The following is an 11,940-nucleotide window of genomic DNA, read 5'->3' on the forward strand; positions in this document are numbered from 1 at the left end:
GTTCTCCAGCTCCGAGAGCCGGGGAGCGGTCATGGGCGCGGTGCCCTGGGGGTCGAGGCCGGCGCGTGCGGCGTAAGCGTTGATGTGGTTCGCGGCCTGCATCTGGGTCCAGCCGTGCGCGATGCGGTGAGCGGCGCGGGGGCGCAGCTGGTAGCGGCGGGCGAACTCGATCGCGATCTCGTCATGCGACATGCCCACCGCGCGCATCCGCGCCCGCAGCTCATCCTGTTCCACCCGCTGGCTGGACCTGCTCATGACGACGCGCTACCTCCTCTCCGGAACCGACTGTCGATCTTCCAGACGTCCACGACACGGACGATTCTTACGGTAATCGACACATCACGAATCAAGTAGGTGGCCGCAGTCGGCGACCTGCTGAACCCGGCGTTCCGTCGGGGCGGGTGAGCCATCGTTGGCAACCTCAGTCAGCTGGGCCTGGTCCAGGCGGTCGGACGGTGGAGGGGNGGGACGACGCCCGCGGTTGGCGCGAGATGTGCGGTGTGGTCGGTCACGGTGGGCTGGTTGTGGCTGAGCCAGCGGCGGACCCGGATGGTCAGATGCTCGCCGAGGTCGGGGGCGGTCGCGGCGACCATGCCGGTATTGCGTGCCCAGGCGGTGTGCTGGTCGGGAGTGTGCAGGGCGAGCTGGCCGGCGTCGAAGGGGAAGGTGTCGTCGTCCATCCACGCCCGGGTGATCCGGGTGTCGCCGGTGGCGAGGTGGAACCACAGGTCGTGGTAGGTCGGCGGGTCGAGGGGGCCGGTGAGGCTGGCCGAGAAGACCAGTGGCTGGCTGGGCACCGGGCGGGCGGGGTTGCGGCCGATCAGCTGGTCGGGGCGCAGCGGCCCGGCGGCGGGCATGAAGTCACCGCCGATACAGCCGGTGACTCGACCGTCGCGGCCGACGGTCATGATCGGGTGGATGCCGCCGTGGAGCANGGGGGCGAGGATGAGGCCGGTGTCGGTGAGCTGGTCGAGCCAGCCGGGTGGGATGCCGGCGATGCCGCAGGTGACGACGATCCGGTCGTAGGGGCCGTGGTCGGGAGCGCCGTGGTACCCGTCGGCTTCGAGGACTGTGACCTGCTCGTGCAGGCCGAGGCGACGCAGGGAGGCGGTGGCCTCGGCCGCGGTGGCCGGGTGTGCTTCGACGGTGACGACGCTGGCCTGGGTGAGGTGGGCGAGCAGGGCGGCGTTGTAGCCGGTGCCNGCGCCGATCTCCAGGACCCGCTGTCCGGGCTGAAGATCCAGCGCTTCAAGCATCTTCGCCATGATCGTCGACGCGGAGGACGAGGACGGGATGCCTGCGGTACGGGTGACCAGGGCTTGCCGGCTGTAGATGGCGTCGAGAACGGCCGGGGTCGGCGTGGTGTCGTGGGTGAGGGTGATCGTCTGTTCGGCGTGCTGGAAGTGGGTGAGGCACAGGTCCCGGCGGATGGTGGCGAACGCGGCGTGCACCGGGTCGGTACGGATAGCGCCGCCCGCTCTCAGCGCGTCGGCGTAGTCGGCGAGGCGAGTGGCCAGCGGCGAGGCGGTCGAGGTGGTGGGCACGCGCAGTTCCCTCCGGGCGCTGCCCCCTTGGTGCGGCGTGGCCCTGTGTGCTTTCTCGCCGGCGCCGTACACCGGCGCAATCGCCTGGATACTTTCCGTGAAGACAATATCGTGATCGGCCGAACAGTCGGCCAAGGTCGCCGGAACTCGCCGGCCCATAGCAGGCCAGCCATGATGATCACGTAGCTCGGGGTGCCTGTCATTCCCCCCGTCACGAACTTTTTCTTCGGTTGCCACGAGACGGTTGAGCTGCGGAAACGGCGTGAGGCGGTGCGATCTGTTCGGCACCGAGCGGCCGATCTGTTCGCGCGGCGGGCGGCCGACGGGTAGGCAGGCGTTCGCTGTTGCCACCAGCCGGGTGAGAGGCGTGGCGATGCTGTGCGCGGCGGGTCTATCGAACCGTTTGGTGCTCGTGGACGCCGCTGTGCCGTTGCGGGTCAATGCTGCTGAACCACAGGTGGAGGATCATGGCGGCGGTGTCGACCTGGTAGCGGGCCTCGTCCAGGTCCAGGCCGAGCTGCGCCGCCCGGTCATAGGCGTCCAGGGCGGAGCACAGGTCGGACCATTCCGGACCTGCCGGGTCAATGGATGGTGTGAAGGAGGCGAGCAGGTCCGCCAACTGCGCGGCCGGGAGCATGTCGCGCATCCTGGCGAGCAGGACAATCGGACGGAGCGCAGGTGGCACCGCGCCGTGGTGAGGAAGCATGTGAGCCGGTTTCGTCGTCGGTGGTCCGAGCGGGGATGCCGGGGCGCAGCGGGACAGAGCAGAGCTGTCGTCCCAGGCGGGAAAGACGGCAACGGCGCAGGCCGCGGGAGGCCATCGCCGTCAGCGTCTGAGCCGGATGATCCGCCGGCGAGGTTGGTGCGGGCGTGCGATGCGGGGCTGGGCGTGCCAGACGACGTGCAGTGTCGCGTTCAGGTAGGAGAAGATCCACAGGGCGCGGTCGAGAGAGGTGAAGGAGCCCGTCACCTGTCCGTCGGGTCTGACCACGACCACCTCGTTGGGGAACTGGAGTCCCCAGGCGGCGACATGGAGGTCGGCGGGGCCCGCGGGCTCGGCGACGATCGCGAACAGACGCGGTGCCAGGGCGAACACCAGGGCCTCCAGCAGGCCCGGGTCGGCCTGCCCTGGCGGGTCGGCCTCGTCGGGGGCGGGTCTGCCGGCATGGTGGTCGTCGATGTCCATGGTCGAGGTCCAGTCGGGNGGGCGGGATGGGCGGCTGATGCGTGGTGGCTGCCGGCAGGCAGTGTTGGCCAGTGGCGCTAACTGGGCTGGCCTGGGTTGCGGCCTGTTGTCGGACCGATTCGGGCGCGGGACAGTGCACGGACGGCCCTCAGGTGGGCGGCCGGCGCATGTGCTACGAGATGTTGTCGCTCGGTGGCAGCGGTGGTGCCTGGGAGGTGCGGACGGCAGCGACGGCTCGGGTGAGGGCTTCGGCGACGGCGGCGGCTTCGTCGAGGGTGAGAACGTGGTTGTCGGGATGGTCGACACCGTGACCGAGGGAGATCACGGGCTGGTAGGTGGTCGCGGCGGTCACGTACTGCTCGATCGCCACCTGCATGACGGTGATGTCTCGCAGCCCGGGGATCTCCGGCAGCTCGATGACGGTGCCCTCGGCGAGGTGGTAGTCGCCGGGACCCGCCGGCTGCACGTTCAGGTGGCCGGCGGGCTGCTCGCACCACGACGGGCAGTGTCGGTTCCCAGAGTCAGGCATGGGTTGCCTCCCGTTCGAGGTCAGTCGGGTGCAGTCGTGGGAATGGGCCGGGTCGGGTCAGGCGCCCATCCGTCCAGCAGGCGTAGGCCGTCGCGCACCCGTCGCAGGAGTTCGAGGTCGAAGACGTCCAGCGGATCTGCGGGCTCCTCCTCGACGCGGGATGGGGCGCGTCGTGGTAGGTCTCGGGCTGTGGTGTCCAGGACGAGTTCGACGGGTGGCCTGTCGTGGCGCAGGACTGCCNAGACGACCTTGCCTTTCGGGCGGCGGCCGGTGGGGGTGCGGACGTGGGCCTGGTAGTAGCCGGTGTTGTGGGTCAGGGCGGCGACCAGGTCGAGGCCGCGACCGGTCTCGGCGTCGTGGCTGGGGGTCTGGCGGACCGGGTGGCCTGCGCCCCCGTCCCACACCTCGATGAGTAGGTCCTGGTGGCCGTAGGTCAGGCAGAGTGCGATCCGGGAGGTGAGGTCGTCGTCTCCGTGCTGGCGGGCCGCCTGGCTGGAGGCGAGGGCGTTGGTGATCAGTTCGGAGGTCACGAGTGTGGCCATATCGGTCAGGGTGTCGAGGCCCCAGTGGGCCAGCCGGGTGGAGACGTCACGGCGGGCGGCGCCGACGGAACGCGGGACGGCCGCGTAGAACCAGATGCGACGCGGCAGGAGATCGGCAGCAGATTCGCGGGTCGTAGACGCAGGAGTGACGACGGCGGTGGTCATAGGTTCTCCGGGCTGAGGGATCTGAGAGGACTGCTATCGGCCTGTGGCGGCGCCGACCTCACGACCGCGGGCGGCGTCCGGGCGCACGTCTCGCTGGCTGCGGTGATGCACCGGCCGGGCGGGGCCAACGGAGGCAGGGATCGCTGTGGGCTAAAGGAGCCGCCGGGTTCAGCGAAGGGCCGGTCTTCGGCGTGAAAACGTGGTGGCCACGGTGCGTGCTCAGCGGGGCGCGGTCGTGCGCTCGGGGTGATCGGCGCGTCGGTGGATTGGTGTGCCGGCGAGCTCGGTGAGGGTGGCGGTCAGGGCCGCGTCGGCGCCGTGGCGGCGGAGTTGGCGGGTGAGTCCGTCGAGGACAGCCAGCGCCGGGAGCGGGCGCGCTTGCAGGCGGGCGGTGGCCGGTGCCAGCGGTACGGCGGCGGGCAGTGACAGGGCGGTCAGGACGGTGTCGTAGACGGTGGCGGCCCAGATCGTCAGCATGGCGGCGAGCCAGCCCCGCCACCCGTCGCGGCGGGCGGCCAGACGGTCGGCGAGCCACGCCTCGATCCCTTCGGTGAGGTACAGGCGGTCATGAGGTGGGCAGTCGCAGGCGAGCAGGTGCAGGTGGCCGAGCAGGGTTCCGATGTCGGCGGCGTCCCCGCCGGGCCCGAGTTCGGGTAAGACCAGCGTCGCCCGGCTGGCGGGGTCGGGGTAGCGCGCGTGGCTGGGGGTGAGGCCGACGGCGACCCCGGTCCGGGCCAGCAGTGTCGTGTCCAGCTCGGCGGCGAGCCGGTTGAGCCGGGTCGACTGGGTGCGTACAAGCGCCCGCAGGTCGCCTGTCTCGCCGAAGCGGGTGGGGTGCAGGTGGTCGGCTGAGTGGCTGACCGCCTCCATGACGATCCGCGGAAGAGGCGGGCCGACGGTGGGCGCGGCTAGCTGCCACAGCTGTTGGGCCGGATCGTGGTGCAGGTCGGCCAGGTCCTCCAGCAACGTCGTGAGCAGGTCAGGGAGCGCCGTTGGCCGTGCCCGCAGCTGGTCGGTCAGGCTCGTGCCCGCGACCCAGCTGGTGAACAGCACACCGTGGGCCATCGCGACCGGGGCGGCTGCCCGCAGGCGGCTGTAGGCGGCCAGAGCCGCGAGGTGGTCGGCCTCGTTGGCTGTCACCTCCTCTTCGCGTCCGTTCTGCGCGCCGGACAGCACGACCGCCAGAGCGCCGTGGTCGCCACGGACCAGGCTCGACAGCGCCACGCCCGCCGGACGCACAGTGGCGCACAGCACCGCGTCGTCGACGAGCACCTGGCGGCGCAGCACCCTGCGCCCGGCGATCATTGACCCGAGGGCCACCTCGGCGTCCGGCCACAGGAACGCCGCCGCGTCGGTGATCTGCCGATCGGCATGCTCCACAAGCCGGTGCACGTCACCGTCCGGCCAGCAGGTCGAGCAGATCGGTGTCGAACTCATCGGATGCGCCCCACGCCGGCGTAGACCGGCAGCCGCCCCTCGGCCGCCGTGCGGCGTCGCTGCCGGTCGCTGTCCCAGCCGGGCAGCAGGACCAGGCCGGGCTCGACCAGCGCACAGCCGTCGAAGAACGACAGCACCTGCTCGCGGCTGCGCAGCTGGAACGGCGCGGTCGTGCGCCGGTACACCTCGGCCGCCTCCGTCACGTCCTGCGACTGCCCGTCGCCGGTCGCGTGGGTCACCACCAGGTAGCTGCCCGCCGGCAGAGCGTCGCGCAACTGCGCGACCAGGCGCTGCGGGCCGGTGTCGTCGGGGAAGAAGTGCAGGACCGCGACCAGCAGGAGCGCGACCGGCTGCCCCAGGTCCAGCAGGCTGAACACCTCCGGGTGTTCCAGGATCTTCCCGGGCTGGGCCAGATCCGCCTCGATGGCCACGGCCGCTGGGTTGGGCGCGAGCAGGATCTGGCTGTGCGCCACCGCGATCGGGTCGTTGTCCACGTAGACGACCTGAGCGTCTGGAGCGACCTGTTGGGCGACCTCGTGGACGTTGCCCATGGTTGGCATGCCCGACCCGATGTCGAGGAAGTGGCGGATGCCGGCCTCGCCGGTGAGGTAGCGGACCGCCTCGCCCAGGAACAGCCGGTTGACCCGCGCGGTGTCGCGGATCTGCGGCCACGTCTGCTCGACCTGCGCCGCGGCCTCCCGGNCGGCCGGGAAGTTGTGCGCGCCGCCGAGGAAGAAGTCGTAGACCCGNGCCACGTTCGGGCTCTCCGGCCCGGCCGGGGCAGCGCTCTCCGCCNCCATCAGGAGCGTCCGTGCGACGCTCGGGCCTTCGCGACGAGGCGTGTTCGCCGCGGTGGATGCAGCTGGTCTGGCCGGCTGCCCAAGCTGGGTCTCGGGCTGCGGGGGTGGTCACGGTGCGTCGTGTGAACGATGCTCGTCACNGGAACAGTCCTCACTGACGGTAGACAATGCGGAACCGTTACACCATCGCCTTCGGGGGGATAGGGGGTCATTACCGCGACCGCGAAGAAGCTGTTCGCGCCCTCCGACCCCCGTTGACCTGGAGAAATGTCCTCGGGAGCGGCCATCGCTTCGCAGCAGCGCCGCCTCTCGCTCTCCAGGTTGTGATCGACTCGCTACGCCGAGGTCGCGAGAGCCCGGCGTCCAGCCGGAACGAGGTGGGCATTCGCGGCCGAGGGACACCAGGTGTGTCCACCGGTGCCGCCACCGTTTACGAGATCAGCGCGTAGGTTGGTCCTCTTCCGGCCGCGCGGCGGATGAAAGGCCGAGTCCGGTGGCGGTCTCGATGCAGGTGACGGTCTGGTCGAGCGTGAAGTGCTCCGGGACGATCCGTTCGCCGTCGACTCCGAGCAGGTCGTGGGGCAGGTACCAGCCGCGCATGTCCTCCCCGCTGAACTCGGCCGACTGCGGGCGTGTGGCGTGTCGACGTAGTGTCTCGTCCAACGACACGTCGAGATAGAACACGAAGCTGCGCCCTCGATGCGCCCGAAGCAGACCGCTGATCATGGTGGCGTGGCGGGACGCGGCGAGGATGCCTTCCAACACGACGTGATAGCCGTGATCAAGACAGAACCGTACCGTCTGATCAATCAGGGCNGGAGCGACGCCATCGGGCTGGTCCCGCTCCCGCAGGAGGACTCGGCGCAGATAGTCCTGCTCCACCAGAGCGACTCCGCGGCCGGCGCGTGTCCGCAGCGACCGGGCCACCGAGCTTTTGCCCGACCCGGAGTTGCCTCTGATCACCACAAGCGCAGTCGACTCCGGGGAATTGCGTCCGATGCATGATCGATCACGGTGCTGCACNGGAGACACGGGAGATCTTAACTCGTGGAGCCTGCGCTCGACGTGTGGTCTGACCTGGTTCTTTGCGGCGGCGCGTGCGTCTGATGCGTGATTCGAGTTTCTCTCGGGCTGACGCCGCTGGATCTTCCGCCGCCGCTTGACGACCTGATTCGCCAACTGCTCACACGCCGGCACGGTTTCACTGCCGTCGGTCGCACCACAGATCATCCCTGGCTCTTCGCCGGCGGATCACCAGGACGTCCGCTCAGCGCAGGACAGCTCGTCGCCCGACTCCTCCACGTGGGCCTCCCGGCATGCGTCGGCCGAAACACGGCGCTGATGAACCTGGCTCGCCAGCTGCCTGCCCCCGTGCTCTGCCAACTCTTGGGCTTGCACATCACCGCCGCCACCGCCTGGACCCAGGAGGCGGGCAACACCCGACCCACCTACGCCGCCAGCCTCGCTCGCCACCGACGCTGACATCCTCACCCGCGCGGGATCTCCTCCCCTATCCTCGACGAAACGAGCGAGGATCGCGCTCGGCGCAAGGAGGGCTCGCGGCGAGGTAGGAATCGCGTGGTCAGGGATGAAGATCGTCGGGGGCGTCGGTGTTGTCCAGCAGGTTCACCGGACATGCGCGTAGCCAAGTCGCCGCAGTGCGAAGGCGTTTGTGACACCGAGGTAGGTCAGCCGAGGCGCCCAGACACGGGCATGATCGCTCGGCGTCGGACAGGACCGTGACCAGTTGCCTTCAAGGCGGAAGGGCAAGTTCTGGCGCGGGCTGTGCGACCAGCTATGGAGCGAACGGTACTTGGAGAGCCCGACCCAGGGTCTGGCTCCTCGCAGCTCATTGCGAAGGCACCAGCGGCACACCCGACCGGTTCGAGTCCCTGCCCGCCGAGGTTGCCAGCGTAGCTGGCGGGTGGACGGACACATCCGCGACTTCGAGCGCGATCCTTTGGGGAAGCAGAGCGGGAGCGATGGCGTCAGTAGAAGAGCAAGTACGGAGCGCCGACAGCGTGATCTGCCAGAACATCGCCATCCCGGTCGATGACCGAGGCTTCCTCTCGCAGAACGTCCTTGGGCAGCTCCGGAATCTCGTCGAGGGGCTTATTGTATGGGCGCACCTCAGCGACCGCGCGACCGAGTTCCACTACAACCAGGTCGGGCCGGCGCTGGATGCCGTGAAGGCGACCGCCAAGTTTAGGCTCCTGAGTAGATTTCATGACCTGCTCCAGGCAAGTGTTTCGCACTACACACTGGATCGCGATCCGTCCGAGCGGTTGATGCTGAAGTACTACGAGTACCTACTCCGCACCCGCGATCTGGCGCAGGCGCAGTTCGGCATCACAATCCTGAAAAATATCGAACAGTTTCCGATCGACCTCGACCCTTCACTACGTGACTACTACGAGAAGATCGCGGCGTGCATCGAGCAGAAAAGAGCGACACCGCCCTCAACCGCCCGTCGCGAGCGATACTACATTCACAGCTCGCGACCATTCTTCACCGGCGGCCGCATCTACTACGAGGTGACATTTTATCTCGCCCACAACCGGACGAGCAAGTTCGATCGCATCATTGGGTTCACCCACATTGACCTCACCGACAAGTACGCGGCCTACCTGGGCCTGGCAAGCGACACGATCGAAGTTCTTGGCCAGACGATGCCGATCATGGTGATCCGCTCGTGGGACGTGTCGATCCGTCCGTGCGAATTTGACAACTTCGCGCGCTTCTTCGAGGTCTCGCACGATCGAGTTAGCACGTCGCACTCCGAGTACCGCAACCTGATGCAGTACCTCACCAGCATGCGCTCAAGCCTGCTCGATCTCGTGGATATGACCGACGCGAGTTACGGCCGGGTCCGCGCCCGGGCACTTGACGGCGCACAACGTAGTCCTTTGATCTTCCCTGTGCTCGACCGTGCGCGGACGCTCATCCGCGAGAACCGGCCGGGGGCCCGTCTGATGCGGTACCTCATGCTGCAAATGAACAATCGGGTTATCAAGGACCAGTTCGATTCCGGCGGGTGCACTGGACTTTCCCAGTTGCGTGTTTCATGGAGTTGCAAGCCCTTCGATACAATGCCGTTCTGCACATCACCACGTCGACACAACCCGCGCTTTTCGGATCTCGCCGAGAGCCTGGANGCCAGAAGCCGACCGCACGAGCTACTCGCACGGCGGGTCAGGAGCAACGTCGACCAGCACGGTGTGATCTACACACCTGTGTCCGACCTAGCGGACTTCGGTGATATCGACAAGCTGATCGCGCGCCACAACCAGCTGCTCCCAACTAATGCGCGACACGCACGGCGGAAGCTGGTGCATGCAAACGGGCACGTGTTTATCGTCGGATACGAGGACGACACTGTCGCGATCATCGAAAAGCTCCAGGCGATCGCCGCCGGCGGTGTCCCCAACCACAGCAGCGACGTGCAGGCATGGATAAATTCGAACCCAGGTGTCATCGATGACCCCCTGAAGGCTGACGCTCTGACCGAGCTGTTCGAGCACTCGAAGGTCGCGCTCGTTTACGGCGCGGCCGGTACGGGAAAGTCGACGATGCTGAATCATATCGCGAATTACTTCGAGGACGAACGGAAGCTTTTCCTCGCGCATACCAACCCGGCCGTCGACAACCTGAAGAGACGAGTGCAGGCACCGAACGCCGAGTTCAGTACAATCAGCAAACACGTGCGCAACAGTACGCCGTTCGACGGAACGTACGACGTCCTTGTGATCGACGAGTGCAGCACTGTGGGAAACGCGAGCCTGCTCGAAGTGCTTGAGAAAACATCCTTCGACCTGCTCGTGCTCGTTGGCGACGTCTACCAGATCGAGTCGATCGAGTTCGGTAACTGGTTTAGCACCATCCGTTCGTACATCCCGAGCGAGTCCGTATTCGAGCTCACAAAGCCCTTCAGAACGACCGACCAGGCGCTTCTCACCCTCTNGGACAGGGTACGGAACCTGGACGACCGCATCGAAGAGTCACTCTCCAAGAACGGCTACTCCACAGTGCTAGGGGACTCTCTGTTCCAGCGTCGGAGTGACGATGAGATCGTGCTCTGCCTGAATTATGACGGCCTTTACGGCATCAACAACGTCAACCGCTTCCTACAGGCGGGCAATCCGAATCCAGCTGTCGCCTGGAGCGAGTCTACGTACAAGATCGGCGATCCTGTACTCTTCAACGAATCCGATCGGTTCCGTCCAGTCATCTTCNACAACCTGAAGGGCAAGATTGTCAAGATCGACCGTGCGCGCGGTCGCATCACGTTCGACGTGAATCTCGAACGGGACGTCACTCCAGCCGACGTTTTCGGCATGGACCTGCGTTGGGTCGAAGGCACGACTGTTCAGTTCGACGTCTTCGAGCGCGGCAACAGCGACGATGATGACGATACGGTCACCACGATGGTGCCGTNTCAGATCGCGTACGCCGTGTCGATCCACAAGGCGCAGGGTCTTGAGTACAAATCTGTTAAGGTTGTCATCACGGATGCCAACGAGGAGAGCATTTCCCACAGCATCTTCTACACCGCGATCACACGTGCTCGGGAGCGTCTTGAAATCTTTTGGACTCCGGAGACACAGCAACGAATCCTCAGCCGCCTCGCTGTGCGCGAGAACATGAAGGACGAGAATCTGTTGAGGGCTCGCCGAGGCGTGATCCCTGTCGCAAAGCGACCGAAGCGCCAAAAGACGCGCCAGCAGCCGTAGACGCGGATCTACGAAAAGGCCGGATGCCACCCTGAAAGGTCACCGCACGGTGGAACGCGCGAAATCCTCGTCACAGCTCGATCGCGCGACTCGCTCTCCGTCTGCCACCTCCACGGAGGCAACGTCGCTGCCGCGACCTCCGACCGGCCGTCGAGACGGCCCAACCCATTCCGCAAGTTCTGATAGCCGAGTCTGCCAGTAGTGGCAGACCCTGTCGTCGAACCGTCCAGCACGTTCCCATGCTGGCAGTACCGGTGACTTGCTGGCCTGCGATCGGCAGGCTCCGACGGCTGCCAGCGCTGACGACGCCACGCCTCCTCGCTCTACACGAGTGGCCTGCGCCGGATTGTCCTGGTTGGCCTGTCGCGACAGCCGCCCGGCGCGGCGAGGACACGCGCTGGCCAAGCCGCTGCGCGGCTGGGCTGCGGATGTGGTGATCGTGCGGCTACGGTTAGGTGGTCTGGTTGGTTCCGCGGGCTTTCCGCCGGGAGGGCCGTGCGCCGGCGAGGGGAATGTCGGATGTCCAGGCCGAAGGCCAGCCTGCGCGCTGAACAGGACGATCTGCGCGGTCGGATGCGGGATCGCGGGATGACGCATCAGGAGATCGCCGCGGAGTTCGCCCGGCGTTACCGGTTGCGGCCTCGGGCAGCGCACCGGCATGCGTTCGGTTGGACGTTGACGCAAGCCGCGGACCGGATCAACGCCTACGCCGCCGAACACGGCCTCGACCCCGCGGGCAAGGCGCCGATGACCGGGCCGCGGCTGTGTGAGCTGGAGAACGTGCGCCACGAGGCGCCCACAACCCGAGTGGAGGTGAAAGACCACCACCTCTGCCCTGTCGCAGCAGGGCGGTGAAGCTGAGGGCAGCTCTTCCCGGGGAACGCTGGGAGNGGTGGGAAGCAGCCCTGACAAAGCCGGGTCGCGTCGGTACTACCGGACGGCGTGGGCCCGGCGAGCGAGTCAGGAAGGTGTACGTGAGGAACCAGTGTTCTAAAGCCTCTCAAGGC

At 67.1% G+C, this 11,940-nt stretch carries 7 protein-coding genes and 11 pseudogenes; 6 read left to right on the forward strand and 12 right to left on the reverse strand.

The window, feature by feature from the left end; genetic code table 11:
• From UG55_RS26110 to UG55_RS45840, 12 genes and pseudogenes are all read right to left on the reverse strand, one after another.
• Positions 1-255: pseudogene (locus UG55_RS26110) on the reverse strand (hypothetical protein); the annotation flags it as partial.
• 680 nt (positions 256-935) lie between these two features.
• Positions 936-1,202 (reverse strand): annotated as a pseudogene (locus UG55_RS48340) (protein-L-isoaspartate O-methyltransferase); the annotation flags it as partial.
• A gap of 1 nt (position 1,203) precedes the next feature.
• A pseudogene (locus tag UG55_RS48345) lies at positions 1,204-1,703 on the reverse strand (hypothetical protein); the annotation flags it as partial.
• Between the two features lie 232 nt (positions 1,704-1,935).
• Entirely contained in the window at positions 1,936-2,190 is a 255-nt protein-coding gene (locus tag UG55_RS26120; RefSeq protein ID WP_199865279.1) for a hypothetical protein, read from the reverse strand.
• A gap of 180 nt (positions 2,191-2,370) precedes the next feature.
• Positions 2,371-2,748: hypothetical protein (locus UG55_RS26125; protein WP_206779442.1), on the reverse strand; the 378-nt coding region annotated here is incomplete at its 5' end.
• 154 nt (positions 2,749-2,902) lie between these two features.
• Complete coding sequence (locus UG55_RS26130; RefSeq protein ID WP_066074500.1) at positions 2,903-3,259, reverse strand: DUF6907 domain-containing protein; 357 nt, start codon at positions 3,257-3,259, stop codon at positions 2,903-2,905.
• Positions 3,260-3,500: 241 nt separating this feature from the next.
• A pseudogene (locus tag UG55_RS44285) lies at positions 3,501-3,966 on the reverse strand (ATP-binding protein); the annotation flags it as partial.
• 219 nt (positions 3,967-4,185) lie between these two features.
• Positions 4,186-5,403: a hypothetical protein gene (locus UG55_RS26140; protein ID WP_066074506.1), complete on the reverse strand. Its 1,218-nt coding sequence runs from the start codon at positions 5,401-5,403 to the stop codon at positions 4,186-4,188.
• The coding region (locus UG55_RS26145; RefSeq protein WP_242425138.1) for an SAM-dependent methyltransferase at positions 5,400-6,105 on the reverse strand (706 nt) is incomplete at its 5' end. The genes UG55_RS26145 and UG55_RS26140, both read right to left, overlap by 4 nt.
• Position 6,106: 1 nt before the next feature.
• Positions 6,107-6,152, reverse strand: a pseudogene (locus UG55_RS45835) (hypothetical protein); the annotation flags it as partial.
• A gap of 489 nt (positions 6,153-6,641) precedes the next feature.
• A partial coding sequence (locus tag UG55_RS26150; RefSeq protein WP_242425139.1) for a kinase occupies positions 6,642-7,019 on the reverse strand: 378 nt, incomplete at its 5' end.
• A 1-nt stretch (position 7,020) separates the two neighbouring features.
• Positions 7,021-7,202, reverse strand: a pseudogene (locus UG55_RS45840) (kinase); the annotation flags it as partial.
• Positions 7,203-8,185: 983 nt separating this feature from the next.
• Here UG55_RS45840 and UG55_RS48350 point away from each other — a divergent pair.
• The 6 genes and pseudogenes from UG55_RS48350 to UG55_RS26160 all read left to right on the forward strand — a co-directional run.
• Positions 8,186-9,357, forward strand: a pseudogene (locus tag UG55_RS48350) (helicase); the annotation flags it as partial.
• A 1-nt stretch (position 9,358) separates the two neighbouring features.
• Positions 9,359-10,163: pseudogene (locus UG55_RS48355) on the forward strand (AAA family ATPase); the annotation flags it as partial.
• Position 10,164: 1 nt separating this feature from the next.
• A pseudogene (locus tag UG55_RS45845) lies at positions 10,165-10,435 on the forward strand (helicase); the annotation flags it as partial.
• A 1-nt stretch (position 10,436) separates the two neighbouring features.
• Positions 10,437-10,637, forward strand: a pseudogene (locus UG55_RS48360) (hypothetical protein); the annotation flags it as partial.
• 1 nt (position 10,638) lies between these two features.
• Positions 10,639-10,933, forward strand: a pseudogene (locus UG55_RS44300) (ATP-binding domain-containing protein); the annotation flags it as partial.
• A gap of 519 nt (positions 10,934-11,452) precedes the next feature.
• Positions 11,453-11,788: a hypothetical protein gene (locus tag UG55_RS26160; protein WP_066074514.1), complete on the forward strand. Its 336-nt coding sequence runs from the start codon at positions 11,453-11,455 to the stop codon at positions 11,786-11,788.
• Positions 11,789-11,940: the final 152 nt, after the last annotated feature.

Origin of the sequence: Frankia sp. EI5c (assembly GCF_001636565.1) — a bacterium.
Lineage (GTDB): Bacteria > Actinomycetota > Actinomycetes > Frankiales > Frankiaceae > Parafrankia.

Coding starts and splice junctions, on each gene's coding strand:
- UG55_RS26130 (WP_066074500.1), bottom strand. CDS start 3,259: ATGCCTGACTCTGGGAACCGACACTGCCCGTCGTGGTGCGAGCAGCCC.
- UG55_RS26120 (WP_199865279.1), bottom strand. CDS start 2,190: ATGCGCGACATGCTCCCGGCCGCGCAGTTGGCGGACCTGCTCGCCTCC.
- UG55_RS26160 (WP_066074514.1), top strand. CDS start 11,453: ATGTCCAGGCCGAAGGCCAGCCTGCGCGCTGAACAGGACGATCTGCGC.
- UG55_RS26140 (WP_066074506.1), bottom strand. CDS start 5,403: ATGAGTTCGACACCGATCTGCTCGACCTGCTGGCCGGACGGTGACGTG.